The organism is Kineococcus mangrovi (genome assembly GCF_041320705.1).
Classification (GTDB): Bacteria; Actinomycetota; Actinomycetes; order Actinomycetales; family Kineococcaceae; genus Kineococcus; species Kineococcus mangrovi.
In genome coordinates, this window is record NZ_JBGGTQ010000003.1 from 94,526 (window position 1) to 121,471 (window position 26,946).

Consider the following 26,946-nt stretch of genomic DNA (forward strand, 5'->3'; position numbering starts at 1 on the left):
GCCGCGTCCACGGTCGACGTGGCCACGACGGCGCCGTCCACCGGCCAGAACCCCACGGGGACGCCGTCGCACGTCAGCTCCGCCACCTCGGTCCACGTCCGCGCCACCGCGGGCACCAGCGCGGACGCCGCGGCGGGGACGGTCCGCTCCGCGCCCGCGGGGTGCGCCACGACCCCGTCGGCGCGGTCGGAGGCGAGGTCGAGGTCGAGGAGGTCGGCGACCCGGACGGCGTGCGCCGCCGGGACGAGCAGGCGGGGGCCGAGGTCGGTCCGCTGGGCCCACGCGGCGTCGTCGGGGACGACGACGGCGCCCGCGTCGGCGGCGACGACCGACCCGTCCGCGGCCAGGGCGGCCAGGTGCGGGACGTCCAGGTCCGGCAGGTCGGCGCAGGCGCGCCCGAGGGCGCCCCACAGGGCCGGCAGGTCCGCGGCGGTGGGCCCGTCCGCCGTGCCGACCGCGCGGGCGCTGCGCCGCAGGAGACCGGCCAGGTCGGCGGTCCCCGCTCCCGCGAGGTCGTCGAGGACACCCAGCGACCGGCGGACCGGAGCGGGCAGCGCGGCGAGCCAGTCGGGCGCGGCCGCCAGCCAGGCGGGGGCCGACCCCGCCCGCTCGCGCACCACGTCGGTGCACGGGCCGTGCCGGCGCAGCCACCAGGCCGTGTACCCGGTGCGGCGGTGCCCGCCGAGGACCCAGTCCGCCGTCAGGGCCTGCGTCCCCACCGGGTCGGCGGCCAGCGCGGCGATCAGCTCCGGCCAGGCCCCGACGACGAGGTCGAGGTCGCGGACGGCGACGACGTCCTCGACCGCGGTGCCGTCCAGGGCGTCGTCGACGACGTCCGCCCAGACCTCCGCGACGTACTCCGCGACGTCCGCGAGCCCCCGCTCGGCGGTCTCCTCGAGGGCTGCGGGGTCGGCCAGGTCCAGCGCCGGGAGGGCCACGAGCGCCGGGCCGGTGAGGACGCCCACGGCGCACAGGACGTCGGAGCCCCACTCCCGCAGCAGGTCCGGGTGCACCGGGGCGACCTCGGCGGGGTCGAACGCCCGCGCGGCGAGCGTTCCCGGCACGACGAGCGAGCCGGCGGGGGCGAGGTCGTCGGCCTCGTCGGGCAGCGCGAGGTCCGCCAGCCAGGGCAGCTCGCGCGCCACCCGGTCCACCGCAGCCGTATCGGCCGCCCCCGCTCCCAGCGGGCGTACGACGGCCTCGACGACGGACAGCACCGCTTCGGCCACGGCGTCCGGGTCCTCGGCGTCGGGGGAGGCCGCGACCGCCGCGCGGACGGCGGGGTCGGTGAGCAGCGCCCAGGGGCCGCCCTCGCGGGCACCGAGCCGCACGAGCAGGTCGCGGGCGGGACCGTCGGCCACGGCCGGGTCGACGACCCGCAGGCCGTGCTGCCCCAGCAGCTCGGCGGCGTCCGGGGGCAGGACGGTGCCGCCGTCGAGGAGCACCAGCCCCCGCACCCCGTGCACTCGGCGGCCGTCCAGCAGGGGGACCGGCAGACCGCTCATCGCCTCCCGGGCGACGGGGTCGGCCGCGGCCAGGGGGGCGAGCGCGGCGAACAGGGCGCGACCGCTCGCGGTGTCCCGACCGGGCAGCACGTCCAGCACCTCGGCCAGTCCCATCCGCACGACACCGAGGTCGGTGAGCAGCCGGTCCACGCCGCGGGGGGCGGCCACGAGACCGGCGAGCGCCGGGGCGAGAGCGGCGAGCAGGGCGGGGTCGTCGGCGCCCGGCCCCGTGAGCGCGACGGCCGTCGACGGCCGGACCGGCAGGGGGGCGCCGTCGACGGTCTCCACGCACAGCAGCAGCGGCACGTCGCGGGCGCGGTCCAGGACCCGCCGCCGCAGCTCGGCGTCGACCCGGCCGGCGGCGGCGCCGTACGGGACCAGCGCCAGCGCGTCACCGCCGTCGGCGGCGACCTGCGCGAGCAGGTCGCCGTAGGCGTCGGCGGCCGCGTCGAGCAGGACGTCGGTGGCCCGGCCCGGGGCGAGCCGGCGCCGGTCCGGGCCCAGCGGGAAGGTGGCGACGAGCAGGGCCTCCCACGGCAGGTCCTCGTCGGTGGGGGTGGGGGAGCACAGCACGCCCGGGGACCGGACGGGCTCGGCGAGGGGCAGCGCCCACGTGAGCTGCCACCCCGGGCGACGCCGGTCCTCCACGCCGCGGTCGGCGACGTCGGCCGGGTCGAACCGGCCCGTGCGGCGCAGCACGCGCCAGCGGTCGGTGACGTCGGCGATCCGCACGCGCGCCGCGCCGGGGCGCTCGACGACGACCTCGGACAGCCCCGGCAGCGCGAGCAGCAGCACGTCACCGCCACCGCCCACGAGCTCGTCGAGCTGGGACTCCACAAGGGCGCGGGCGGCGCCGTCGCGCAGCGGCAGCTCCACGACCGTGTCGTGGCCGGCCGGGACGGCGGCGGCGTCCGGGGCGGGGAACGGCATCCGCAGCGCGGCGACGTGACCGTCGCGGGTGGCGAGCTCGGCGGCGGCCCCGGGTCCGCCCAGCCGTCGGACGAGGTCGGCGGAGTCGTCGCGGGAGAACCGCACCGCGCCGTCGCGCGAGCGCAGCGCGGGGGAGTCGGTGACCGTCAGGACGGCGGCGAACCCCACGCCGAAGCGACCCACCGTCCCGTCCCCACCCCGGTCCGCGCTCGCTCCGGCGCTCGCCTTGGCGCTCGCGCGCAGGGTGGACAGCCCCTCCACCCCGGCCGCGGTCAGCGGGGCGCCGGTGTTGGCGGCGAGCAACGTCCCGGGACCGCCGGCGGGGTCGTCGACCAGGCGCAGGACGAGGCGGCCGGGGACGTCGCCCGCGGTCGCGGCGTCGGCCGCGTTCTGGGCCAGCTCGACGACGAGCCGGTCGCGGTAGGCGCCGAGCGCCGCGTCCTCCTCGGTGTTCGCGTCCTCCCGCAACCGCGCGGGGGAGGCGCTCCAGGCGGTCAGGACGCGTTCGCGCAGCGCCGCCGTGCCGAAGGGGTCGGGGAGCGCGGCCACCCCGCTCAGCTGGTCGCCTCGACCGCGTCCTCGTCGGTGTCCCCGTCCGCGTCCTCGCCGGCGGGGGTCTGCCCGGCCACGAGCGCCGCGGTCTCCACGACGTCGAGGGCGTCGGGGGACAGGTCGTCGACGACCCTCGTGGCCGGTTCGTCCGGGGTCACCTCGACGTCGGTCTCGCTGTGCGCGCCGCAGCCGTGGTCGGCGCTCACGACGCGACCGTCCTCGGGCGACCACTCGCTCGCGCAGGCCCCGAACACCTGGCGCAGCGAGCCGGCGAGGGGGAGGAAGAACCCGCACGTGGAGCACTGCCCCTTGGCGTTCTCGGCGATCTCGGTGCGGGGCCCGCGGTCGCCCTCGTACCAGCGCGTCGCGGCCTCGTCCCGGCCCAGCGCGGACAGCACGCGCTCGCGGCCCAGGCCGAGTTCGTGCAGGGCGACGCGGTCGAGGTCCTCGTCCCCGGTCTCCTCGAAGCCCGGTTCCAGCAGCGGGTCGTCCGCCTTGCGCGGCAGCGTGTCCTGCGGACCGACGTCGCCGGGGGCGAGGCGTTCGGCCCACGGCAGCCACGCCGGCGGCTGCAGCGCGTCGTCACCGGGCAGGAGGCAGACCTCGTTGACGGTGACGTTGCGGGCGCGGGAGGCGCGGGTGACGGTGACCGTCCAGCGCCAGCCGCGGTACCCCGGCAGCAGGCACGCGAAGGTGTGGCTGACGACGCGGTCGCCCTCGGGGACGGCGCCGAGGTGCTCCCCGACGGTGCCGGTGTCGGCGACCTCCTCGGCCGCGGCGCGGGCCAGGTCCACGGCGCCCGCGGCGGCGGCGTCGAGGGTGGGCTTGCGCGGCCGGCGGGCCCGCTTGGCGGCGGGGGTGGTGGCCTCGTCCTCGACGGCGTTCCCGCTCACGCTCCCGCCTCGAGGTCGTCGGCGACGGCCCGCAGCACGGCGGCGGTCTTGCGCGCACCGGAGGCGTCGGGGTAGCGGCCCCGCCGCAGCGACCCGGAGACGCCCTCGAGCAGCTTGATGAGGTCCTCGACGATCGGGACCACGTCCTCGGGCTTCTTGCGGGTGGCGCGGCTCACCGAGTGCACCGGGTCCAGGACGCGCACGGACAGCGCCTGGTTGCCGTTCTTGCCCTGCACGACGCCGAACTCGACGCGCGTGCCCTTCGAGAGGGTCGCGGTGCCCGCGGGCAGCGCCGAGGCGTGCACGAAGACCTCCTCACCGCCCTCGGCGGCGAGGAAGCCGAACCCCTTGTCGGCGTCGAACCACTTGACCTTGCCAGTCGGCACGAACTTCTCCAGCCTGCGGTGCCGGGCGCAGCGGGGGGCCGCGCGCACCGGCGGGTGCGTCCAGTGTCTGAGCGGGCCCGGCGACCGGCCGACCACGGGGGTCGGCGGTGCGCGGACCGTCGTACCAGGTTAACCGGGCAGCGGTGCCGCCCGCTCACCCTCGCCCCGGGCGGTCGCCGGGGACGGGTCCGTGCGCAGGTCCTCGACGTGCGTGGCCAGCCAGCCGGGGAAGTCCTCCAGGCTGGTCAGCACGACGTCCGCGCCGGCCTCCAGGAGCGCTGCGGCGTCGTGCGAGCCCGTGGTGACCGCCACCGCGACGGCCCCGGCCACGGCGGCCGCCCGCACGTCGCCGGGGTGGTCCCCGACGTAGGCGGTCGCGCCGAGCTGCGCGAGCCGGGTCCCCTTGTCCTCGGCGAAGAGGTCGCCGGTCACGTCGGCCTCGGCGACGGCACCGGCCAGGCCGGTCGCGGACAGGACGCGGTGGACGTTCGGCGTGTGCTTGGCGCTGACGACGACGCTGCGCCCGCCGTGGGCCGCGGGTGCCGCGAGGGCCGCGGCGGCACCGGGGTAGGCGCGGACGGAGGCGACGCCGAGGGAGGGGTAGAGGTGCCGGTAGCGCGCCCGCAGGACCTCGAGCTGCCCGGCCGGGGTGCCCGGGGCGAGCCCGGCCAGGATCAGCTCCAGCGGCATCCCCGCGTACGGCCAGGTGTCGGCCGCCGTCACCGTCACGCCGACCTCGGCCAGGACCGCCCGCAGCGTGGCGGTGATGCCGGCGCTGGAGTCGACGAGGGTCATGTCGAGGTCGAAGCCGACCACCGGTGCGCGCGGGGCGGGGGCCGGGGAGCCGGCGGCGCGGGGCTCGGGCGCTGGGTCCGGCGCGGGCGTCATGGGGGGACCCTACGTGGCGCCCCGGGCGCGGGACCCCGGGCGTGGAGGCGTGATCAAGCGGTGAGAGGGTGGCGGACGCCGGTTGCGCACCCCCGGGAGCTGCGCGAAGGTCACGGGTGCGAGGCGGTGTCGAGCGGACGCGAACCGCCGCCCGCCCCGCGCCGACGATCGCTGACGAGGAGAAGGCATGGCTGAGTACACCCTTCCGGATCTGCCCTACGACTACTCCGCGCTCGAGCCCCACATCTCCGGGGCGATCATGGAGCTGCACCACGACAAGCACCACGCCACCTACGTGAGCGGTGTCAACACCGCCCTGGAGAAGCTGGCCGAGGCCCGCTCCAAGGACGACCTGGCCACGGTCAACCTGCACGAGAAGAACCTGGCCTTCAACCTCGGCGGCCACGTCAACCACTCGGTGTTCTGGCCCAACCTGTCCCCCGAGGGCGGGGACAAGCCCACCGGTGAGCTGGCCGCGGCCATCGACGCCGACTTCGGCTCCTTCGACGGCTTCCAGAAGCACTTCGCCGCCACCGCCTTGGGCATCCAGGGCTCGGGCTGGTCGATCCTGGCCTGGGACTCCATCGGGCAGAAGCTGATCAACGTCCAGCTGTACGACCAGCAGGGCAACCTGGCCCTGGGCCTGGTCCCGATCGTCGTGCTGGACATGTGGGAGCACGCGTTCTACCTGGACTACAAGAACGTCAAGCCCGACTACGTCAAGGCGTGGTGGAACGTGGTGAACTGGGCCGACGCCCAGCAGCGTTTCGAGCGCGCCCGCACTCAGACCAACGGCCTCATCGTCCCCTGACCGGACGCGGCCCGGGACGCACCGCCGGTCGGTGCTGAGGGAGGGGCAGGACCCGGGCGGGTCCTGCCCCTCCCTGCGTCCACGGGGTCGGCCCGACACCGGCACCCGCGCCGGACCGGACGCGGGAACACCCGGGGGTGTCCCGGTGGGGGCGTCGCGCCGCTCACCCCCGCGCCGGCGCCGGGTCCGCGGGCAGGTGCCGGTCGAGCTCGGCGAGGAAGGCGCGCGCCGCCGCCGACGCCCCGTCCCCGGCGTGCAGGACCGCGCTGCGCCGCGCCGGGCCGTCCACGACCGCCACCGTGCGCAGGCCGGCGAGGTCGGGCACCGAGGAGGCGGTCAGCAGCGCCGTCCCCACGCCCCGGCGGACCAGGTCCAGCAGCAGGGCGACGTCGTCGGACTCCACGACGACGTCCCGCACGAGGCTGGCGGCCGCGAAGGCGGCGTCGGTCTGGCGCCGCCCGCCGGTGCCGGCGGGGAAGTCCACGCACGGGCGGGTGGCGACGTCGCGCAGCCGCACGCGGCGCCGGGCGCGCCAGGGGTCGTCGGCCGCGACGACGGCGACGTGGCGCTCGACCGCCAGGAGCCGGCGCTCCACCCCGGCGGGCGGTTCGGACAGCGCCAGCCCGACGAACCCCACGTCCAGGGACCCGTCCGCGACCGCGGCCAGCGTGGTGTCGCTGCCCTGCACCGCGACGGAGGCGCGGACGGCGGGGTGGCGGCGGTGCAGCTCCGCGAGGACGTCGGCCAGCCGCACCTCGGGCAGGGTGGGGACGGCCCCGATGCGCAGGCGGCCGGCGACCGCGCCACCGGCGGCGACGACGTCGGTGCGCAGCCGGTCCAGCTCGGCGAGCACCGCCCGGGCGCGGGGCAGCAGCGCGGTCCCGGCGGCCGTCAGCCGGACGCGGCGGCTGGTCCGCTCGAACAGCCTCGTCCCCAGCTCGGCCTCCAGGGCGGCGACCTGGTGGCTCAGCGCGGACTGCGCGATCCCGAGGTGCGCCGCGGCGCGCGTGAAGTGCAGGTCCTCGGCGACCGCGAGGACGCACCGGAGCTGCAACGGCGTCACGGGGGTCAGTCTCGGCGGTGCCGGCCCGGGGTGTCGATCGCGGATCGCGATCGGTGGGCACCGTCCGATCGCTTGGACACCGGATCGGGCGGGGCGCACGATGACCCCCGTGCTCACCCGCCCGCTGCTGCTGCTCATGGCCGTCACGACCGGCCTGACGGTCGGCGGCAACTACGTCAACCAGCCGCTGCTCGACACCATCGCCTCCGACCTCGGCGTCGGGGACGGCCCGGCGGCCGCCCTCGTCACCGTCGCGCAGGTCTCCTACGGGGTGGGGCTCCTGCTCGTGGTCCCGCTCGGCGACCTGCTCGAACGACGCCGGCTGCTCGTGACCCTCGCGCTGCTGGCCGCGGCCGGGCACGCCGTCTGCGCGCTCGCGCCGTCCTACGCGGTGCTCGTGGTGGGCACCGCCGTGGCGGGTGTGTTCTCGGTCGCGGCGCAGGTGCTGGTCCCGTTCGCCGCGGAACTGGCCGAACCCGGCCGGGAGGGCCGCGCCGTCGGCACGGTGATGAGCGGGTTGCTCGTGGGGGCCCTGCTGGCGCGCAGCGTGTCGGGCGCGCTCGCCGAGGTCGGCGGCTGGCACGCCCCCTACGCGCTCGTCGCGGTGGGGCTGGTCGTCATCGCGGTCCTGTTGCGCCGCAGGCTGCCGCGCAGCGTCCCGACGTCGTCCGGGGGGTACCTGGCCACGCTCGCCTCGGCCGCGCGGCTCGTCGCCGAGCTGCCGCGGCTGCGCACGCGCGCCCTGCTCGGGGGCCTGGGTTTCGCCGGGGTCTCCGTGCTGTTCGCCACGACGACGTTCCTGCTGGCCGGGCCGCGCTTCGGGTTGTCGGAGCTGCAGATCGGGCTCGTCGGGCTCGCCGGGGTGGCCGGTGCCTCGATGGCCTCGGTCGCCGGGCGGATGGCCGACGCCGGTCGCGGTCAGTGGGCCACGGGGATCGGCGCCGTCGGGCTCGTCGCGACGTGGGGTCTGCTGGGGCTGTCCAGCTCGGTGTGGCTGACGTCGCTGCTGCTGTTCGTCCTCGGGTTCGGCCTGGCGGACATGTTCCTGCAGGCGGTGCACGTCTCGAACCAGAACGTCGTCTACCCGTTGCGGCCGGACGCGCGGGCGCGGCTGAACTCGGTCTACATGACGACGTACTTCGCCGGGGGTGCGCTGGGGTCGGCCGTGGGGTCGCTGGCGTGGAGCGCGGGGGGCTGGCCGCTCGTGAGCGCCGTGGGGGCGGGTTTCGGCGTCCTCGTGGTCCTCGTCTGGTTCCTCGACCTGCGCCTGGAGCGGACGGGGCGGGTCCTCAGCGCTGCCGGCGCCGGTAGCCGATGAACCCGCCGATGCCGCCGACGACCACGACGGCGGCGATCCCGGCGACGATGAGGCCACCGTTCCCGTCGGAGGCGACGGGGTTGGAGGGGTCGACGACGGCCGGGCTGGAGGAACCGGGGGAGTCCCCCGCGGCGGGGGACGTCGTGGACGGGGCGGGGCTGGCGGGGGACGTCTCCGCGCTGCCCGCGGCACCGGTCGCGGTGAACGAGAACGTCCCGGACACGGGGTGCCCGTCGGAGGACGTGATCCGCCAGTCCACCTGGTAGGTGCCGGCGGGCCGGGGACCGGTGAGGGGTTCGCTGACGTCGGTGTCGACGATCTGCGGGTCCCCGCCGGAGACGACGGTGCCGTCGGGCCCGGTGACCCGGACGAGGGTGCCCAGCGCGAGGGGCGGGGACGACATCGTGAGGACGACGGCGTCCGGGGCCGTCGCGACGGTGGTGCCGTCGGCGGGGTTCGTGGACTCCAGGCGGTCGTGGGCCGCGGCCGGACCGGCGCCGAGCAGTCCGCCGCCGAGCGCGAGCCCTGCGGCCGCCGTCGCCAGCAGTGCCCGACGGGCGCCTCCGCGGGGCGGGGCGGGAGCGGTGGACCGGTGGGTGGCGGTGGTCGGCACGAGCCGAGACTACTCAGCGTCGTAGACGGGCGGGTTCCGGGCCTTCGGTCCGAAACTACTGCCGGCCTTGACGGTTCGCCCGGTACCCGGTTTGCTGCCCCGCGTCACGTCTTCACCGACTGTCACTTGATGCACACTTCTAGTCATCCTTCACCCAGTCCCGCTGGAGGACACCGTGGTCGCCCGTCGTCCGCTCACCACCTCGGCGCTCGCGGTGGGGGTGGGGATCTGCCTGGCCTTCGCTCCCGCCCTGCCCGCCACGGCCGCCCCACCGCCGGGTCCCCCGCCGGCCTCCCTCTCGGCCGGCGCCTTCGCCGACGGGAACTACGTCGTCACGCTCGCCCAGGACCCCATCGCCGGCTACGACGGTTCCCTGCCGGGGATCCCGCGGCTGAAGTCGGCCGGGGGCCACCTCGACCTCACGCAGTCCACGACCCGCCGCTACCGGGACCTGCTGCTGTCGGCGCAGGCCGAGGTCGCCGACGTCGTCGGGGCCGTCCCGCAGCAGCGGTACACCGTGGCGCTCAACGGGTTCAGCGCCCACCTCACCGGCGCGCAGGCCAAGGAGCTCGCCGGGACCACCGGGGTCGTCTCCGTCGCCCCCGACGTCACCCGGCACCTCACCGGCACGAGCACCGGGGTCGAGCGCCGGACCCGGCCGCTGGGCGCCACGACGACCCTCGCGACGAACGCACCCGCGCGGACCACCGCCGACTACCTCGGCCTCACCGGGCAGGGCGGGGTGTGGGACCGGCTCGGCGGGGTCGCCCAGGCTGGCCGCGGCGTCGTCGTCGCCGACCTCGACACCGGCCTGTGGCCCGAGCACCCCTCGGTCGCCGGGTCGGACCTGCCGACCCGGGCCCCCGCGGACGACCCCCACGGCGCGTACCGCAGCGGGTCGGCGATCCGCGTGGACAAGGCCGACGGCGGCACCTACACCGGCGTCTGCGAGACCGGTCAGGGCTGGACCGCCGACGACTGCTCGACCAAGGTCGTCGGCGCCCGCTCGTTCAACGACGGTTTCCTCGACGCCCACGACCTCTCCGCGCAGGAGTTCGACTCCGCGCGCGACAGCGACGGGCACGGGACGCACACGGCCACGACCGCCGTCGGGGACAACGGCGTGCCCGCCACCGTCCAGGGCGACTCCTACGGGAAGGTCACCGGCATCGCGCCCGCCGCGGCCCTGGCCGTCTACAAGGTGTGCTGGACCAGCGACGAGGGTGACAACGGCTGCCAGACCTCCGACCTGGTCGCCGCGATCGACCAGGCCGTCGCCGACAACGTCGACGTCATCAACTACTCGATCGGGTCCGACCCCTCGCCCGACCCGGCCGACCCGGTCGAGACGGCGTTCCTCGTCGCCGCCTCCGCCGGGATCTTCGTCTCGGCCTCGGCCGGGAACTCCGGCCCGGGCGCCTCGACCGTCGACCACCAGAGCCCCTGGGTGACGACGGTCGCCGCGGCCACGTCCGTCCTGCGCGAGGGCACGGTCGTCCTGGGCGACGGGACGAAGCTCGTCGGGGCCCGCCTGCAGCAGAAACCGTTGGCGTCCGCCCCGCTCGTCCTGGGCTCGGCCGTGAAGATCCGCAGGGCACCGGCCGACGACGCCGACAAGTGCCTGGACGGCTCCCTCGACCCGGCCAGGGCCAAGGGCAAGATCGTCGTCTGCGAACGGGCCATCACCGCCCGGGTGGCGAAGTCCGCCGAGGTCGCCCGCGCCGGCGGGGTCGGGATGATCCTCTACAACCCCACCCCGAACTCCCTCGAACCCGACACCCACTCCGTCCCCACGGTCCACCTCGACACCGCCGCCGGTGAGCGGGTGGTGGCCTACGTCCGGGGCACCCGGAACCCGACCGCCTCGTTCCAGGCCGGCAACACCACCGGAACCGCGACGCCCACCCCGCAGATCTCGGCGTTCTCCTCCCGCGGACCCGCGCTCGTCGACGACGGGGACGTCCTCAAACCCGACGTCACCGCGCCCGGGTCCGGGATCATCGCCGGGTACTCCCCGGTCGCCGCGGAGAACGGCGAGGACCTGTTCGCCCCCGAGTCGGGGACGTCGATGTCGGCCCCGCACGTCACCGGTCTCGCGGCCCTCTACCTGGCGGCGCACCCGGAGTTCACACCGATGATGGTGAAGTCCGCCCTCATGACGACGGCCCGCGACCTCGTCGGCGCGGACGGGGGACCCGTCCAGGACGTCCTGTCCGCCGGGGCCGGTTTCGTCGACCCGGCGAGGATGCTCTCGCCCGGCCTGGTCTACGACTCCACCCCGGTCGACTGGCTGCGCTGGCTCGAGGGGTCCGGCGTCGAGACGGGTACGGGACTGGAGGCCGTCGACCCCAGCGACCTGAACCAGGCCTCGATCGCGGTCGGCGACCTCGTCGGCACCCGGACCGTGACGCGGTCGGTCACGGCCGTCACGGGCGGGTTCTACTACGCGCAGGCCGCCGTCCCCGGGTTCGACGTCAGCGTGCAGCCCAGCGTGCTGAACCTGCAGCCGGGGCAGACCGGGCGGTTCCGGGTGACGTTCACCCGCACCACCGCCCCCGCCGACCAGTGGACCACCGGGTCCCTCACGTGGACCGGCGGGGACCGGCTCACCGTCCGTTCGCCCGTGGCGCTCAAGGCGCTGACGCTCGGCGGGGTCCCGGCCGACCTCACCGCCCCCGCCTCCCGGTCCGGGTCGGTCAGCGCGACCGTGCTGCCGGGCACGACCGGCTCGCTCGACCTGACGACCACCGGGCTCGTGGCCGGGACCACGCGCAGCGGCCGCGTGGGCGTCGGTGCCGTCCGCGAGTTCCCCGTGACGATCCCGGAGGGGGCGACGTTCACCCGGTTCGACCTCGTCGGCCAGGTGGGTTCGGACGTCGACCTCTACCTCTACACCGACGGTGGGACCCTCGTGGCGCAGTCGGCCACGACCGCCGCGGACGAGCGGATCGACGGGTTCACCGAACCGGGCCGGTACGTGCTGCAGGTCTCCGGCTACACCGGCGCCGACGGCGCTCCCGACGCGGGGTACGCGCTCACCTCGTACGTGCTCGGGGCGGGCGGCGGCCAGGGCCGGTTCCGGGTCACCCCCGACCCGCTGCCTCTCGTCCAGGGACGCCCGACGACTCTCACGGCGTCGTGGAAGGGGCTCGACCCGGCCAAGCGCTACCTCGGGACGATCACCTACGGGCAGACCCCCCTGCGGACGGTCGTCGCCGTCGGCTGACCCGCAGCGGGCAGCGCGCCCCCCGGACCACGGCCCGGTCACCTCGCGGAGGTGACCGGGCCGTGCCGCGCCCGGACGGGGTCGGGCGCGGGTGGCCCAGGGCTGGCACAGTGGTCCGGTGCAGCAGCCAGGGACCCCCCGGGGGACTCAGCCCACCGACCAGCCCGCGCAGCCCACGAACACGGGGGCCGTCGCGGGGATCGTCGCCTCCGTCGCCGGACTGGTCGTCTCCCTCGTCATCGCCCCGCTGTCGATCGTCATGGGTCTGGTCGTCGTCGGCTTCGGCGTGCGGGCCCTGCGCACCGGGCACCCCGACCGCGGCTGGTGGACCGCCGCCCTCGCCCTGGCCGTCGTGTGCGTCGTCGTCGGGGTGGCGGCGACGGCCGTCGTGCTCGCGTGAACCCGCTCATCGTCGCCGCCGAGGTCGACGAGTCGACCCAGGAGACGTTCGACCGGCTGCGGCGCACGCACTTCCCGCCCGAACGGAACCGGCTCGCGGCGCACGTGACCCTGTTCCACGCCCTGCCGGGCGACGCGCTCGGCGACGTCCTCGACGCGGTCCGGCGCGCCTGCGCGCGGCCCGCGCCGACCGCGGAGGTCACGGGGGTCCGCTCGCTGGGGCGCGGCGCGGCCCTCGTCGTGGCGAGCCCGGGGCTGAGCGCGGCGCGCTCGGCCGTGGCCGGGGACTTCACCGGACGGTTGACCCGCCAGGACGCGCACGGGTTCTCCCCGCACGTCACGGTGCAGAACTTCGTGGAGCCGGCCGTGGCGCGCGCCACCGTCGAACGGCTCACGGCGGAGGTGGCGCCGTGGGGGTTCACCGTCACCGGCCTGTCCGTGCACCGCTACGCCGGCGGCCCCTGGGACCACGTCGAGACGGTCCCGTTCGACTAGGACTTGTTCCGCGGAGCACGGACGGCCGGAGGTCTCCCGGCGCTGCTCGGGAACGTGCCGCACCGCGGAGGTGGTGCGTTGCCACCCGTTCGCCACGAGGAAGCGGCACGGAACGTGCCGCTCCAGCGGCGCCCCGCTCGTCGCCGGGAGCGGACGGGTCGGGGCGCCCGCCGCGATCCGCGGGGTGGGCTCCGGGCGTCAGGTCCGCAGCGCACCCGCCGCCCGGACGGCGTCCGGCAGCGCGGCGAGCACCCGGTCGACGTCCTCGCCGGTCGAGCCGTTCCCCAGCGTGAACCGCACGGCCGTGCGCGCCAGGTCCGCGGACAGCCCAGTCGCGAGCAGGACGTGGGAGGCGTCGTCCGAGCCCGCGGCGCAGGCGGAGCCGCTGGAGCAGACGATCCCGGCGGACTCCAGCTCGGCGAGCACCGTCTCCCCGCCCACGCCCTCGAAGCAGAACGAGGCGTGGCCGGGCAGCCGGTGGGTGCGCGAGCCCGTGAGCAGAGCCCCCGGGACCGTGGCGAGCACGCCGTCGACGAGGCGGTCGCGCAGCGCCGTCAGGCGGGGGACCTCGACGTCGCGGGCGGACGCCGCCAGGTGCAGCGCGACGGCGGTGCCGACGGCGGAGGCGACGTCGCTCGTCCCGGAGCGGCGGCCGAGCTCCTGCCCGCCGCCGTGCAGGACGGGGGCCAGCGGCACCGACCCGCGCACCCAGCAGAACCCCGCCCCGCGCAGCCCGCCGAACTTGTGCGCCGACGCCGACAGGGCGTCCACGCCGAGCCGGTCGACGTCGAGGTCGAGGTGCCCGGCGGCCTGGACGGCGTCGGTGTGCAGCGGGACCCCGAGCGGGCGGCAGCGCGCGGCGATCTCCGCGAGCGGTTGGACCGTGCCGATCTCGTTGTTGGCGTGCATGACCGACACGAGGGTGGTGTCCGGGCGCAGCACCGCCTCGAGCCCGTCGAGGTCGAGCCGCCCCTCGGCGTCGACGCCCACGACGTCGACGGTGAACCCGTGGCCGCGCAGGGCGAACGCGGTCTCCAGGACGGCCGGGTGCTCGATCGCGGAGACGACGACGTGCCGGCCCCGCGGGTTCGCGGTGGCGATGCCGGTGACGGCGAGGTTGTCCGCCTCGGTGCCCCCGGCGGTGAACACGACCTCCCCGGGCCGGGCGCCGAGGACGTCGGCGACGGCGGCGCGGGCCGCGTCGAGACCGGCCTTGGCCGCCCGCCCCGCCGCGTGCGCGCTCGACGGGTTGCCGGTCACGCTCGTGAGGTAGGGCCAGACCGCTTCGAGCACCTCGCGCCGCGGCGGGGACGTCGCGGCGTGGTCCAGGTAGGCCACGGTCTGCTCGGGCACGTCCTCAGCCCTCCACGGTCGTGTCGAGCCCGAGGTCGAGCGTGCGGGCGTTCTGCGTCAGCGCCCCCACCGAGACCAGGTCCACGCCCTGCTCGGCGATGCCCCGCACGGTGTCCAGGGTGACGCCGCCGCTGGCCTCGACGAGCGCGCGGGAGCGGGACCGGACGAGGGCGACGCCCGCGGCGAGGTCGGGCAGGGGGAAGTTGTCGAGCAGCACGACGTCGACGTCGGCGGCGAGCACCGCCTCGAGCTGGTCGAGCCGGTCCACCTCGACCTCGATCGTCGTCGTGTGCGACACGTCCTGCCGCACGGACTTCAGCGCCGTCGTCACGTCGAGACCGCTCGCCAGCAGCACCGCGAGGTGGTTGTCCTTGACGAGGACCGCGTCCGAGAGCGACCAGCGGTGGTTGTGCCCACCGCCGGCGCGGACCGCGGCGCGTTCCAGCGCGCGCAGCCCGGGCGTCGTCTTGCGGGTGTCGACGATGCGGGCGTCGGTGCCGGCCACGGCCTCGACGAACGCCGCGGTGAGGGTCGCCACGCCCGACAGGTGCTGCAGCAGGTTCAGGGCGATCCGCTCGGCGCGCAGGACGGCGCGCGCGGTGCCGCGGACCCGGCCCAGGACGTCACCGGCCGCGAAGCGGGTGCCGTCGCCGGCCAGCTCCAGGACGTCCAGCGTCCCGCCCGTGAGGGCGGCGGCCTGGGTGAACGCCTCCCGGGCCGCGGTGGCCCCGGCGAGGACGCCGGGTTCGCGGGCCACGAGCTGGGCGTCGGCGACCGCGTCGGCGGGCAGCAGCGCCTCGCTCGTCACGTCGCCCCAGGGAGCGTCCTCGGCGAGGGCGAGCGCGACGACGGCGCCGGTCGAAGTGGGTGGGGTGGGTGTGGTCACGGGGTCCTCCGGAGGCTGCGGCGGCGGGGCCGCGCGGGAGCGGTGGGGTGGTCGGAGCGGAAGTGGGCGCCGAGGCTCTCCTCGCGCGCCGTGGCGGCCGCGACGAGGAGCCGGCCGGCCAGCAGCAGGTTGGCGTCCTCCCACGTCGAGCGGGGCACGTCGAGGTCGTCCGCGTCGAGCTCGACGGGCGCCTCCTGCGGGGTGAGCAGCTTCGTCGCCACGGCGAGCCCGGCGGCCTCGCGGACGAGGCCGGCGTGCTCCCACAGCGCGGCCTGCAGGTCCAGGCGGCCGACGTGGGCGGCGACGGGACGGGTCGATGCCGTGACCTCGGTGACCGCGTCGTCCGGGAACGGGGCCGCACCGGGGCCGGCCGCGATGTCGGCCACGACGGCACCGCCCACGACGAGCGCCTCCAGCAGGGAGTTCGACGCGAGCCGGTTCGCGCCGTGCACGCCGGTGCAGGCGACCTCCCCGGCGGCCCACAACCCCGGCAGCGAGGTGCGGCCGGCGGCGTCGGTGCGGATCCCGCCCATCCAGTAGTGCGCGGCCGGGGTGACCGGCAGCGGGTCGCGCTCGGGGTCCAGCCCGGCCCGCGCGCACAGCGCGGCGATCCCGGGGAACCGGTCGGCGAACGGGCGCCCCAGCGCCGCGGCGACGCCGGTCGCGTCGAGCAGGACCGGGGTCCCGCCCTGGCCGGACATGGCGGTCGCGATGGCCCGGGCCACGACGTCGCGGGGGGCCAGTTCGCCGCGGGGGTCGGCGTCGAGGGCGAACCGCCGCCCGGTGCCGTCGCGCAGGACGGCGCCCTCGCCGCGGACGGCCTCGGAGACGAGGAACGGTGCCTGCACGGCGGCCACGGTCGGGTGGAACTGGAAGAACTCCAGGTCGGCGACGAGCGCACCCGCGCGGAACGCGGCCGCGAGCCCGTCGGCCGTGGCGACGGCGGGGTTCGTCGTGCGGCTGAACAGCTGCCCCGCGCCGCCGGTCGCGAGCACGACGGCGTCGGCGTGGACCCGCAGGACGGTGCGGGTGCCGCCGCGGGCCGGGCCGACGGCGAACTCGGCGCCGGTGACCCGGCCCCCCGTCGTCACCAGCCCCAGTAGGAAGGCGTCCTCGCGGACCTCGACGTCGCTGCGGCGCACCGCGTCCGCCAGGGCACCGGAGACGGCGGCACCCGTCCGGTCGCCGCCGGCGTGCAGGATGCGCGGTGTCGAGTGCGCGGCCTCCAGCCCCAGGGCCCAGCCGCCGTCGTCGTGCCGGCTGCGGTCGAAGGCGACACCGCGCTCGGCCAGGACCCGCACCGCGGCCGGCCCGGCCGCGCACAGCGCCCGCACCGCGGCGGGGGAGGACAACCCGGCGCCGGCGGCGAGGGTGTCGGCGACGTGCGCGGCGACGTCGTCCGGTCCCGTCGCGGCCGCGATCCCGCCCTGCGCGTAGGCGGTGCTGCCCTCGCCCAGGGTCGTCTTGGTCGCCAGCACGACGCGGCCGCCGCGGGCCGCCTCGAGCGCGGCGGTCAGGCCGGCGACGCCCGCACCCACGACGAGGACGTCGGCACGCACCTCGTGGACGGCCGTCCCCGACCGCCTCGTCACGCGCCGACCGCCAGCATCCGCTCCACCGCCGTGCGCGCGTTCGCCGCGACCTCGGCGCCGACGCTGACCTGGTTCACGACGCGGCCCTCGACGAGGGACTCCAGGACCCAGGCCAGGTAGGCCGGGTGGATGCGGTACATCGTCGAGCACGGGCACACGACGGGGTCGAGGCACTCGATCGTCAGGTCGGGGCGGGTGTCGGCGAGCCGGCGCACCATGTTGATCTCGGTGCCGATCGCGAACGCCGTGCCGGCCGGGGCGGCGTCGACCGCGAGCTGGATGTAGCGCGTCGAGCCCGCCTCGTCGGCGGCGTCGACGACCTCCACCGGGCACTCGGGGTGGACGATCACGCGGACGTCGGGGTTCTTCGCGCGGGCCTGCGCGATCTGGTCGACGGTGAACCGCTGGTGCACCGAGCACCACCCCCGCCACAGGACGACGCGGGCGTCGAGGAGGTCCTGCTCGCCGTTCCCGCCGCGGGGTTTGCGCGGGTCCCACAGCGGCATGTCCTCGACCGGGACGCCCATGGCCTTCGCGGTGTTCCGCCCCAGGTGCTGGTCGGGGAAGAACAGCACCCGCTGCCCCCGCTCGAACGCCCACTCCAGCACCTCGCGGGCGTTGGAGCTCGTGCAGACGATCCCGCCGTGGGCACCGCAGAAACCCTTGAGCGCGGCGGCGGAGTTCATGTACGTGACCGGGACGACGGGAACTCTGCCGTCCGCGTCCGGCGCGGTGCCGTACAGCGCGGCGAGCTGGTCCCAGCAGGCCTGGACCGCGTCGATGTCGGCCATGTCGGCCATCGAGCAGCCGGCGGCGAGGTTCGGCAGGATCACGGGCTGGTCGTCGGTGGTCAGCAGGTCGGCCGTCTCGGCCATGAAGTGGACGCCGCAGAACACGACGAACTCGGCTTCGGGGTGCTTCTGCGACTGCTGGGCGAGCTGGAAGGAGTCGCCCACGAAGTCGGCGTACCGGACGATCTCGTCGCGCTGGTAGGCGTGCCCGAGGATCGTCACGCGGGAACCCAGTTCCTCCTTCGCCGCCAGGATGCGGCGGTCCAGCTCCTCGGCGGCCAGCAACCGGTACTGCGCCGGGATCTGCTGCTGCACGGGGGAGCCGGCGGGGGCGGGGTCCTGGCGGGACGCGCCGGCGCCGTACGTGGGCGACGGCAGGGGCCGGCCGGGCACCGCGTCGAACTGCCAGGGCGCGGTGGGCAGGTCGGGGTCGCAGGTGCTGTCCGCGCCGCCCGGGGTGCGGGTGAGCAGGGCGATCTGCGTGGGGACGGACGCCATCGTGCTGCCTTCTCTCGGAGTTCCTGCGCACGACCGCGCAGGGGGTTCGTGGGGGTTCGCGGAGGTTCTGCAGACGGTCAGGCCAGGGGGCCGGCGGTCCGCAGCGGGCCGGAGGACCCGTCGGGGACGACGGCCCGGTAGAGCTTGGGCGGGCGGTGCCGTCCACCCGTCTGCCGTTCGCCGGTCTCGACGACCGTGCCCGACGCCTCGACCTGGCGCCGGAAGTTCGCGGGGTCCAGCGACCGCTGGAGCACCGCCTCGTGCACCCCGCGCAACTGCGCGAGGGAGAACCGCTCGTCGAGGAAGTGCTGGGCCACGTGCGCGAACTGCACCTTCGTGCGCAGCCGCCACAGCGCGTACAGGACGACCTCGTCGTGGTCGAAGGCCAGCCCGGTGCAGTCGTCGGCCGACGTCCAGCGGACGTTCTCGCCCTCCACCGCCGCGGCGGCCTCGTGGTTGCGCACGAGCGCGGAGTAGACGACGGACACGACGCGCTGGTCGGGGGCGCGGTCGGGGCGGCCGAACGTGTAGAGCTGCTCCAGGTAGCTCGGCCGCAGCCCCGTGGTCTCGGCCAGCGTGCGCCGGCCGGCGTCGGACAGGCTCTCCGCCTGCCGCACCCACCCGCCCGGCAGGGCCCACTGGCCGTCGAAGGGGTCGCGCGTGCGGCGCACCAGGGGCAGGTGCACGCGCACGTTCCCGCGACGGTCGGGCAGCAGGGCGAAGATCACCGTCGAGACCGCGACGAGGATCGCCTGCTGTGACGCGCTCATGAGGAGGCCGGACCCCGGATCAGTAAGGGTGGTTCTGACAAAAACTCGGACGTCGAGCACTGTAGGCCCCTGCGTCCCCCCTCGACAAGCCGCGCGCCCGGACGCGGGTCGCAGCGCCCGGCGGCCGGTGGGACGCGCCGGCGGGAATACGGGGTGACAACTCCGGGGGAGCAGTCGTACCGTCGAGGTACACGGGAAGGAGGTGGTCCGAACACATGGTTTCTCATCGGACGCGTGAGGTGGCTGCCCGCTAGCAGCTGCGTGCAGGACGCGGACCGCTCTGGTCGCCCCGCGCAGCGCGGCGAATCCACGGCAGTCACCGGGTCCCCGGGCGCCGGGTTGTCCACCGGCCCACCGCGACGGTCTCCTGACCGTGGTGGCGGAAGTGCCCGGGGGCTTTCTCCTGTCCGGGGGCCTGGTGCGGGAGGTTGTCCCGGACAACCACCTATCCTCGGGTCGTGAGCTCACCACCCGCCGCCCCGCGGCGGCGCCTGCTGGCCGACACCACCCCGCTGCGCGAGGTCCCCGCCTTCCGGTGGCTCTGGATCGGGCAGTCCCTGGCCGGGATCGGCACCCAGCTGACCGTCGTCACCGTCGGCCTGCAGGTCTTCGCCCTCACCTCCTCCACCTTCGCCGTCGGCCTCGTGGGCGTCGTCGCCCTCGTCCCCCTCGTCGGGCTCGGCCTGTACGGCGGCTCCCTCGTCGACGCCCACGACCGGCGCAAGGTCGCCCTGCTCGCCTCGTGCGTCCTGTGGGTGCTCTCGATCGCGATCGCCGCCCAGGCCTGGTGGCACGTGGAGTCCGTCGGCCTGCTGTACGCGCTCGTCGCGCTGCAGAGCGCGGCCTTCGCCGTCAACAACCCGGCCCGCTCGGCCATCGTCCCCGGCATCGTCCCGCGCGAGCTGCTGCCGGCCGCCAACGCCCTGTCGGGGACGACGAACGCCATCGCGCTCACCCTCGGGCCGCTGCTGGCCGGGTTCCTCGTCGCGACGTGGGGGTTCCAGGCCGCCTACACCGTCGACGCCGTGACGTTCGTCGCCGCCCTCGTCGGCGTCCACCGGCTGCCGCCCATGCGTCCGCAGGTGGCGGCCGGCAGCCACCGGCCCGGGTTGCGGTCGGTCCTGGAGGGGGTCCGGTTCCTCGCCACCCGGCCCAACGTGCGGGCCACCTTCCTCGCGGACCTGTGCGCCATGGTGTTCGCCATGCCCCGCGTGCTCTACCCGGCCCTCGGCGCGGCCGAGCTCGGCGGGGGAGCGCGGACCGTCGGGCTGCTCGGCGCGGGGTTCGCCGTGGGCTCCGTCCTCGCCGGGCTGCTGTCCGGGCCGCTCGGCGGCGTCCGCCGCCAGGGGGCGTTCGTCGTCGGCTGCGTCGCCGTCTACGGCGCCTCGATCGCCGCGTTCGGCGTCGTCCTCGTCGCCGCGCCCGACGGGACGGGCGGCAAGCTGTGGGCCTGCGTCGGGCTGCTCGCCGTGTCGGGCGCCGCCGACGCCGTCAGCTCCGTCTTCCGCGGCACGATCCTGCAGGTCGCGACCCCCGACGCGCTGCGCGGCCGGCTGCAGGGGGTGTTCATCGTCGTCGTCGCCGGGGGCCCGCGCCTGGGCGACCTCGTCCTGGGGTCGGCCGCGACCGGCGTGGGGGAGGGGTTCGCCGCGCTCGCGGGCGGCGCCGCGTGCGTCGTGGCCGTCCTGGCGCTCGCGGGCGCGCAGCGGGGGTTCCTCCGCTACGACGCCCGGCACCCCGTGCCCTGACGGTTCACCGGAGGGGCCCGGGCCGGCCGGTTGACTCGTGTAGATTCCGGTGTCGTCCATCGTCGCGTCCCCGGCTCGCAGGAGAGTCCCCGTGAAGATCGCTGTCATCGGCACCGGCCAGTTCGCCCGCAGCTTCATCGCCCTGTGGCAGCTGCACCCCGACGTGGAGGAGGTGTGGGTCACCGACCTCGTGCCCGAACGCGCCCGGCAGCACGTGGAGTCCCACGGCCTCGCCGGGGCCTTCGACAGCTTCGAGGACGCGCTGGCCTCCGACGTGGACGCCGTCGCGATCATGACCCAGCGCTGGTCGCACGGCCCCCTGGTGCTGCAGGCGCTCGAGGCCGGCAAGCACGTCTACTCCGCCGTGCCGATGGCGAGCGCCGTCGACGAGGTCGAGGCGATCGTGGCGAAGGTCCGCGAGAGCGGGCTCGTCTACATGATGGGCGAGACCAGCTACTACAACCCCGCGACCGTCTGGGCCCGCGAGCACATCGCCGCCGGGGAGTTCGGCCGGGTGTTCTACGGCGAGGGCGACTACGTCCACGACATGGACAACGGGTTCTACGCCGCCTACCGGTACAGCGGCGGGGAGGACTGGAAGGCGACGGCCAGCTACCCGCCCATGCTCTACCCGACCCACGCCATCGGCGGGGTGCTGGGCGCCTGGCCGACGCACGTCGTCAGCGTCAGCTGCACCGGCATCAGCGACACCCGCGGCGACGGGGTGTTCGACAAGGCCGTCTCCCGCTGGGACAACGACTTCTCCAACATGTCCGCGCTGTTCGAGCTCGCCGACGGCGGGGTCGTGCGGACCAACGAGTTCCGCCGGGTCGGCTACTGGAGCGGGCCGGAGTCGCGGTTCCGCTTCTACGGCACCGAGCAGGTGATGGAGCAGTCCGTCACCAGCACCGTCGTCACGGTCAAGACCGAGGGCGAGGACTACCGCAAGGGCGCGACCCTGGACATCACCGACGAGCTGCGCGCCGGTGAGCACGGCGACGTCTCCGAGGACCTGGCCGACATCGACCCGGCGCTGCTGAGCAGCTTCCGCTCCGGCACCGCGAAGGTGCACGACCGCAGCCGGCTGCCGGTGGAGTTCGAGGGGGCCCCGAACGGGCACGAGGGGGCGCACCACTTCCTGGCCGACGACTTCGTCGTCGCGGTGCGCGACCGCGTCCTCCCGCCGGTCAACGCCTGGGTCGCGGCCCGGTTCACCCTCCCGGGCATCGTCGCCGACGAGTCGGCCCGCCGGGGTGGGGTGCGGCTGCCCGTCCCGGACCTCGGCGACCCGGCCTGAGGAGCGCACCCACCCGGGCGGGCGCCCGGGTGGGTGGGGCGTCCTCAGCCCTTGACGCGGGCGTAGTCGTCGAGGGCGACGCGCCGCTCGTGGGCGTGGTCGACGATCCGCTCGGGGTAGCCGTGCTCGTACCCGTCCTCGACCTCCCACGGCGTGTGGACCGCCCCGCCCGGCACGTGCCGCAGCTCGGGCACGTACCGGCGCACGTAGTCGCCCTGCGGGTCGAACTTGCGCCCCTGCGTCACGGGGTTGAACACGCGGAAGAACGGGGAGGCGTCGGTGCCGGAGCCGGCGACCCACTGCCACCCGTGGTTGTTGCTGGCCAGGTCGCCGTCGCGCAGCCAGCGCAGGAACTCCCGCGCCCCGTGGCGCCACTCCACGTGCAGGTCCTTGACGAGGAAGCTCGCCACGATCATCCGGACGCGGTTGTGCACCCACCCGACCGAGCGCAGCTGCCGCATCCCGGCGTCGACGACCGGGTACCCCGTGCGCCCCTGCGCCCACGCGGTGAAGGCCTCGCCGGGGTCGTCGTAGCGCAGGCCGGCGAGCTGCGGCTTGTAGTACTCCCGCGCGCTGTCGGGCCGGTTCCACAGGACGTCGGCGTAGAAGTCGCGCCAGCACAGCTCGGTCCGGTACGTCTGCGCCCCGTCGGACCGCTTTCGGCGCAGGTCGGCCAGCAGCGTCCGCGGGTGCAGCTCGCCCCACTTCAGGGCGTGCGAGAGCTGGGAGGTGCCGTCGTGGTCGGGGCGCTCGCGCTCGTGGCCGTAGTCGGCCAGGCCGTGCTCGAGGAACTCGTGCCACCGGTCGTGGGCGGCCTCCTCGCCCGCCTCCGGCAGCGTGAGGTCGCCCAGGTCGGGCTCGCCGGGCCAGTGCCGGCCGTCGACGCCCTCGCCGTCGCGGATCCAGCGGACGTCGTCGGGCAGCTGCGCCGGTGCGGGCCAGCCGTGCTCGGCCCAGGCGCGGGAGAAGGGCGTGAAGACCTGGAACGGCTTGCCGGAGCCGTTGAGGATCGTGCCCGGCCCGACGGCGTAGGGGGTCCCGGTGCGCACGAGCTCGCGCTCGTCGTCGGCCAGGGCGGAGGCGACGTCGTCGTCGCGCCGCCGGCCGTAGGGGCCGGCGTCGGCGCTGGCGTGGACCCGGCCGGCACCGACCCGGCGCGCGACCCGGCGGACGACCTCGGCGGGGTCCCCGCGCTCGACGACGAGGCGGCCCCCGAGGTCGGCGTCCAGGGCGCGCAGCGACCGCAGCAGGTAGGCGCGGCGGACGTCGCCGGAGGGCCCCCACAGGGCCGGGTCGAGCACGAAGAGCGGCAGCACCTCCCCGTCGCGGGCGGCCGCCAGCAGCGCGGGGTGGTCGTGCAGGCGCAGGTCCCGCCGGAACCACAGGACGCTGGTGCTCTCGCGGGAACTCGCCGGGGCCGCCACGGGCGCCGACGCTAGCCGTGGCGGGGCGGGACCGCTATCGGGGCGCGCGGGCAGGTCCGCCGGCCGGGCGCGACCCGCGGGCGGTGCGGACAGGGGTGCGACCACCGGTGCCGATACCGGATGATGACCCGGTGAGCGATCTCATCGACACCACCGAGATGTACCTCAAGACGGTCTTCGAACTGGAAGAGGAAGGCCTCGTGCCGATGCGCGCTCGCATCGCCGAGCGGCTGCACCACTCCGGACCCACCGTGTCCCAGACCGTGGCCCGCATGGAGCGCGACGGACTGCTGCACGTCGGCACCGACCGCCGCCTGCAGCTGACCGAGGCGGGCAACGCCAAGGCCATGCGCGTCATGCGCAAGCACCGGCTGACCGAGCGGTTGCTCACCGACGTCATCGGCCTGGAGTGGAGCCTGGTCCACGAGGAGGCCTGCCGCTGGGAGCACGTGGTGTCCGAGGAGGTCGAGAAGCGGCTCGTCGCGATCCTGGACCACCCGCACTTCGACCCCTACGGCAACCCGATCCCGGGCCTGCAGGAGCTGGGCGAGGGGGAGGTCTCCGAGGGGTTCCGCGTCGGGGTCAAGCCGCTGACGTCCCCCGACGTCGAGGGTCGCGCGGTCGTCGTCCGCCGCCTCGGCGAGCCCCTCCAGACCGACGTGCCGCTCCTGGCCAAGTTCAAGGACGCCGGTCTCGTGCCCGGGGTGGAGGTCGTGGCCAAGTCCTCCGGCACCGGGGTCGAGGTCACCGTCGGTGGCGCCGTGGTCGATCTCACACCCGCCGAGGCGGGCCACATCTTCGTCGCCGTCGGCTGAGCCCGGCCCCGGCGGCGCCGCGTCCCCCGCCGCACGTCCCGGGGCGTCCGGCGACCGGGGACCACCCGGGCGGTCCCCGGTGCAGGGCGTTGCGGCGCAGGCCGTCGCGCTCGGTGTGGCGACGTCACTCCTCCCGTGGTCACGCAGATCGGCGTTCAGTGCGCCTTCGTGACTCACCGTCACCTGATGATCGACGGGACGTCACCAGCTCGGCACCTGCTCGTCACCGGGCCGTGACATCGCCGTCGTGGACGGGTTATGGTCCACCCGCATCCCCGACCACGTGCGTGGATGCCCTCCCGCGGACGCCGAGCCCTGCCACCGCGACGAGGTCCCCCGAGACATCACATGGCAGGGGTGGGGGAACCAAGTTCTCCGGGCCAGGCCCGACCAGCAGGTCGGCCGAGCCCTAGGGGTGAAGCCGGTGCGAACCGGCCGGGCTACTCCCTGCCCGAACCCGACAGCTCACCTCGCAGGCGTCGGAGAGGCCCACACCTTGACGACTCGCGTCCAGGCGCGCCACCGCGCTGCCGTCCGCCCCCTCACGCCCCTGACCGACCTGTCGGGCAGCCTCGCCCGCACCGCCGGCGGGGCCGCCCGCACCGGCGCCGTCGCCGCCGCTGCCGGTGGCCTGCTCGCCGCGGTCGCCCTCCCCGCCAGCGCGGCCCCGGCCGCCGCTCCCGCCGCGGTCGGCGCGAGCACCGCCTCCGCCGTCCCGGCCGCCTTCGGCGCCACGGCGCCCGGGGTCGTCTCCGCCCCGGCCACCGCCACCACGCTGGCCACCACCGCCACCTTCGCGGCGGCTCCGGCCCCGGCCCCGGTGGTCGTGGCCCCGGTCCTCGAGCGCGGCACCCGCACCGCCGGCCCCGCCCCGGCCATCGCCTCCAGCGTCGCCGAGAGCGCTGTCGCCCTGGCCCGCCCCGCCGCCGTCGAGGTCGCCGCCCCCGCTCCGGCCCCCGCGCCGGAGCCGGCTCCCGCCCCGGTCCCGCTGGGTCAGCAGATCCTGTCCATCGCCGACGACTACGCCGGTGCGCCCTACGTCTACGGCGGCACCACGCCGTCCGGCTTCGACTGCTCGGGCTACACCAGCTACGTGTACCGCCAGGTCGGCGTGGACATCCCGCGCACCGCCAACGCCCAGAAGCAGGCCGCCGCGGGCATCTCCCGCGGCGACGCCGTCCCCGGCGACCTGGTGTTCTTCTCGAACTCCGGCGGCCGGGCGTACCACGTCGGCATCTACGCCGGCGACAACATGATGTGGGACGCCCCCCGGGCCGGGAAGCCCGTCCAGCTCCGCGCCATCTGGAGCAGCGCCGTGACCTTCGGCCGGCTGGCCCCCACCGTCTGAGCCGGGCCCCGTCCAGGAGGCGTGCACCGCGACGCGGTGCACGCCTCCTGCGCGTCCGGGCCGGTGCCGGCGAGGACCCGCACGGGCGTTCACGGGAAAGTTGCTGACTCTTCCACCACCGCGACGTACGCTGCCGTCAACGACGACGGGTAGCAGCACCGACTCACGGGGAGGGCCGATGACGACACCTCGCACGCACGCCGTCCCCGGCCGCACCGCGGGAGCCGGGACCGCGGTACCGCACGGGCCCACCGGGCAGCACGTCGTGGGGCACCACCACGTGCACCACCACCATGCGGCCGTCGTCGCTCTCAGAGGCGCCTCCCCCGTCGGGGACGGCGCCTCTCGTCGTCTCAGGAGGTGGATGTGCGCACGCTCGTGCTGAACGCCGGCTACGAACCGCTCGCGGTCGTGTCCTTCCGGCGGGCCCTGGTCCTGGTGCTGGCGGGGAAGGCGTCGGTCGTCCTCGCCGACGCCGATCCCGTCGTCGGTGCGACGGTGAGCCTGGAACGCCCGTCCGTCATCCTCCTGACCCGGTACGTCCGGGTGCCGCGCGGGCAGGTCGTGCCGGTGAGCCGGCGCGGGGTCCTGCGCCGGGACCACCAGCGCTGCGCCTACTGCCGCGGGCACGCCGCGACCGTCGACCACGTGCTGCCGCGCAGCCGCCGGGGCCCGGACAGCTGGGAGAACCTCGTGGCGTGCTGCGTGCGCTGCAACAACGCCAAGGGTGACCGGACACCGGAGGAGATGGGCTGGCACCTGCCCTTCCGGCCCGGGCCCCCGCGCGGGGCGTCCTGGGCGGTGCGCGGCGCCGACCAGGCCGACCCGCGGTGGGACTCCTTCCTGGCCACGGCGGCCTGACGAGCGGGCGCCGGGGTCGTCAGTTGACGATCCCGGCGTCCGTCTCCCGCAGCACGATCAGCCGTTCCGTCCACTGCTGCACCGCCTCCGGCGTCAGCCGGGTCCCGCCGTGCACCTCGCGCACGACTCGCAGCGGGTCCGTGCTGCGGAACGAACGCGTGGGGTTGCCCGGGAACTTCCTGTCCGTGACGTTCGGGTCGTCCTCGAAGGGGCCGGTGGGCTCGACCTCGTAGACGTGCGGGTCGCCGCCCCCGAGCAGCACGGCCATCTCGGCCGCCAGGCCGGCCCCGTCGCGCAGCGCCGTGAAGCAGACGTGGTTCATGACGACCTCGGGACGGTAGTTCGACCGGCGCCCGGCCACGAGCAGGTCGCCGGGGGACACCGCGGCCCTCGTGCCGTGGAAGAAGGGGCCGGGTTCGTCCGGGAGGACCACCGGGTCAGCTCACGGCGCACCGGCCGGGCCGACGGTGCGGTCGTGCGTCGG

General features: G+C 75.9%; 22 protein-coding genes, 1 pseudogene and 1 riboswitch. Of the genes and pseudogenes, 10 read left to right on the plus strand and 13 right to left on the minus strand.

Annotated elements, in window-relative coordinates; translation table 11 throughout:
• Window positions 1-2,489: 2,489 nt before the first annotated feature.
• From AB2L28_RS06585 to AB2L28_RS06600, 4 genes and pseudogenes are all read right to left on the minus strand, one after another.
• A pseudogene (locus AB2L28_RS06585) lies at window positions 2,490-2,984 on the minus strand (sacsin N-terminal ATP-binding-like domain-containing protein); the annotation flags it as partial.
• 5 nt (window positions 2,985-2,989) lie between these two features.
• Complete coding sequence (locus AB2L28_RS06590) at window positions 2,990-3,880, minus strand: DUF3027 domain-containing protein (protein ID WP_370717956.1); 891 nt, start codon at window positions 3,878-3,880, stop codon at window positions 2,990-2,992.
• Window positions 3,877-4,266: a cold-shock protein gene (locus tag AB2L28_RS06595; RefSeq protein WP_370717958.1), complete on the minus strand. Its 390-nt coding sequence runs from the start codon at window positions 4,264-4,266 to the stop codon at window positions 3,877-3,879. The genes AB2L28_RS06590 and AB2L28_RS06595 overlap by 4 nt, the downstream gene beginning before the upstream one ends.
• 129 nt (window positions 4,267-4,395) lie before the next feature.
• Entirely contained in the window at window positions 4,396-5,154 is a 759-nt protein-coding gene (locus AB2L28_RS06600; RefSeq protein ID WP_370717959.1) for an HAD family hydrolase, read from the minus strand.
• Between the two features lie 187 nt (window positions 5,155-5,341).
• Between AB2L28_RS06600 and AB2L28_RS06605 the strand changes: the two genes are divergently transcribed.
• Window positions 5,342-5,965 (plus strand): superoxide dismutase, encoded by a 624-nt coding sequence (locus AB2L28_RS06605; RefSeq protein ID WP_370717960.1) that lies wholly within the window; start codon window positions 5,342-5,344, stop codon window positions 5,963-5,965.
• 163 nt (window positions 5,966-6,128) lie between these two features.
• Here the strand turns inward: AB2L28_RS06605 and AB2L28_RS06610 are convergent, their stop codons facing one another.
• Entirely contained in the window at window positions 6,129-7,028 is a 900-nt protein-coding gene (locus AB2L28_RS06610; protein WP_370717961.1) for a LysR family transcriptional regulator, read from the minus strand.
• A gap of 100 nt (window positions 7,029-7,128) precedes the next feature.
• Here AB2L28_RS06610 and AB2L28_RS06615 point away from each other — a divergent pair, with 100 nt between their 5' ends.
• Window positions 7,129-8,346: an MFS transporter gene (locus AB2L28_RS06615; protein ID WP_370717962.1), complete on the plus strand. Its 1,218-nt coding sequence runs from the start codon at window positions 7,129-7,131 to the stop codon at window positions 8,344-8,346.
• On the opposite strand, the gene AB2L28_RS06620 is transcribed toward AB2L28_RS06615, so the two are convergent.
• The gene (locus AB2L28_RS06620; RefSeq protein ID WP_370717963.1) at window positions 8,318-8,959 is read right to left on the minus strand and encodes a copper resistance CopC family protein; all 642 of its coding nucleotides are present in this window, start codon (window positions 8,957-8,959) and stop codon (window positions 8,318-8,320) included. The two genes, AB2L28_RS06615 and AB2L28_RS06620, sit on opposite strands and share 29 nt — an antisense overlap.
• A 175-nt stretch (window positions 8,960-9,134) precedes the next feature.
• On the opposite strand from AB2L28_RS06620, the gene AB2L28_RS06625 reads away from it, so the two are divergent.
• The 3 genes from AB2L28_RS06625 (at window position 9,135) to AB2L28_RS06635 (ending at window position 13,079) form a co-directional block, all read left to right on the plus strand.
• Entirely contained in the window at window positions 9,135-12,185 is a 3,051-nt protein-coding gene (locus AB2L28_RS06625) for a S8 family peptidase (protein WP_370717964.1), read from the plus strand.
• A 118-nt stretch (window positions 12,186-12,303) separates the two neighbouring features.
• Window positions 12,304-12,585, plus strand: a complete 282-nt coding sequence (locus AB2L28_RS06630) for a hypothetical protein (protein WP_370717965.1) — start codon at window positions 12,304-12,306, stop codon at window positions 12,583-12,585.
• A complete protein-coding gene (locus tag AB2L28_RS06635) occupies window positions 12,582-13,079 on the plus strand; it encodes a 2'-5' RNA ligase family protein (RefSeq protein WP_370717966.1) in 498 nt (165 codons plus the stop codon). The genes AB2L28_RS06630 and AB2L28_RS06635 overlap by 4 nt, the downstream gene beginning before the upstream one ends.
• 198 nt (window positions 13,080-13,277) lie before the next feature.
• On the opposite strand, the gene AB2L28_RS06640 is transcribed toward AB2L28_RS06635, so the two are convergent.
• The 5 genes from AB2L28_RS06640 to AB2L28_RS06660 form a co-directional block, all read right to left on the minus strand.
• Entirely contained in the window at window positions 13,278-14,432 is a 1,155-nt protein-coding gene (locus AB2L28_RS06640) for a cysteine desulfurase family protein (RefSeq protein WP_370717967.1), read from the minus strand.
• A 4-nt stretch (window positions 14,433-14,436) separates the two neighbouring features.
• Entirely contained in the window at window positions 14,437-15,318 is an 882-nt protein-coding gene (gene nadC, locus AB2L28_RS06645) for a carboxylating nicotinate-nucleotide diphosphorylase (protein ID WP_370717968.1), read from the minus strand.
• A complete protein-coding gene (gene nadB / locus AB2L28_RS06650; RefSeq protein ID WP_370717969.1) occupies window positions 15,315-16,910 on the minus strand; it encodes an L-aspartate oxidase in 1,596 nt (531 codons plus the stop codon). Before nadB ends, nadC begins: the two co-directional genes overlap by 4 nt.
• On the minus strand, window positions 16,907-18,199 hold the full coding sequence (gene nadA / locus AB2L28_RS06655; protein WP_370717970.1) for a quinolinate synthase NadA: 1,293 nt from the start codon (window positions 18,197-18,199) through the stop codon (window positions 16,907-16,909). The genes nadB and nadA overlap by 4 nt, the downstream gene beginning before the upstream one ends.
• Before the next feature lie 77 nt (window positions 18,200-18,276).
• Window positions 18,277-18,969, minus strand: coding sequence for an NUDIX hydrolase (locus AB2L28_RS06660; RefSeq protein ID WP_370717971.1), 693 nt, complete (start codon window positions 18,967-18,969; stop codon window positions 18,277-18,279).
• Window positions 18,970-19,427: 458 nt separating this feature from the next.
• Here AB2L28_RS06660 and AB2L28_RS06665 point away from each other — a divergent pair, with 458 nt between their 5' ends.
• Window positions 19,428-20,717 carry an MFS transporter gene (locus AB2L28_RS06665; RefSeq protein WP_370717972.1) on the plus strand — a complete coding sequence of 430 codons (1,290 nt, stop codon included), beginning with the start codon at window positions 19,428-19,430 and terminating at the stop codon, window positions 20,715-20,717.
• Window positions 20,718-20,808: 91 nt separating this feature from the next.
• A complete protein-coding gene (locus AB2L28_RS06670; RefSeq protein ID WP_370717973.1) occupies window positions 20,809-22,014 on the plus strand; it encodes a Gfo/Idh/MocA family protein in 1,206 nt (401 codons plus the stop codon).
• Between the two features lie 44 nt (window positions 22,015-22,058).
• Here the strand turns inward: AB2L28_RS06670 and AB2L28_RS06675 are convergent, their stop codons facing one another.
• The gene (locus AB2L28_RS06675; protein WP_370717974.1) at window positions 22,059-23,438 is read right to left on the minus strand and encodes a cryptochrome/photolyase family protein; all 1,380 of its coding nucleotides are present in this window, start codon (window positions 23,436-23,438) and stop codon (window positions 22,059-22,061) included.
• A 131-nt stretch (window positions 23,439-23,569) separates the two neighbouring features.
• Here AB2L28_RS06675 and AB2L28_RS06680 point away from each other — a divergent pair, with 131 nt between their 5' ends.
• From AB2L28_RS06680 to AB2L28_RS06690, 3 genes are all read left to right on the plus strand, one after another.
• Window positions 23,570-24,253 (plus strand): iron-dependent transcriptional repressor DtxR, encoded by a 684-nt coding sequence (locus AB2L28_RS06680; RefSeq protein WP_370717975.1) that lies wholly within the window; start codon window positions 23,570-23,572, stop codon window positions 24,251-24,253.
• 324 nt (window positions 24,254-24,577) lie between these two features.
• A riboswitch (cyclic di-AMP (ydaO/yuaA leader) is annotated at window positions 24,578-24,747 on the plus strand.
• A gap of 2 nt (window positions 24,748-24,749) precedes the next feature.
• Window positions 24,750-25,601, plus strand: a complete 852-nt coding sequence (locus tag AB2L28_RS06685) for a C40 family peptidase (RefSeq protein WP_370717976.1) — start codon at window positions 24,750-24,752, stop codon at window positions 25,599-25,601.
• Window positions 25,602-25,967: 366 nt separating this feature from the next.
• Window positions 25,968-26,462 (plus strand): HNH endonuclease, encoded by a 495-nt coding sequence (locus AB2L28_RS06690; protein ID WP_370717977.1) that lies wholly within the window; start codon window positions 25,968-25,970, stop codon window positions 26,460-26,462.
• A 19-nt stretch (window positions 26,463-26,481) separates the two neighbouring features.
• Here AB2L28_RS06690 and AB2L28_RS06695 read toward each other — a convergent pair whose 3' ends face one another.
• The gene (locus tag AB2L28_RS06695) at window positions 26,482-26,895 is read right to left on the minus strand and encodes an NAD(+)--rifampin ADP-ribosyltransferase (protein ID WP_370717978.1); all 414 of its coding nucleotides are present in this window, start codon (window positions 26,893-26,895) and stop codon (window positions 26,482-26,484) included.
• Between the last annotated feature and the right edge of the window lie 51 nt (window positions 26,896-26,946).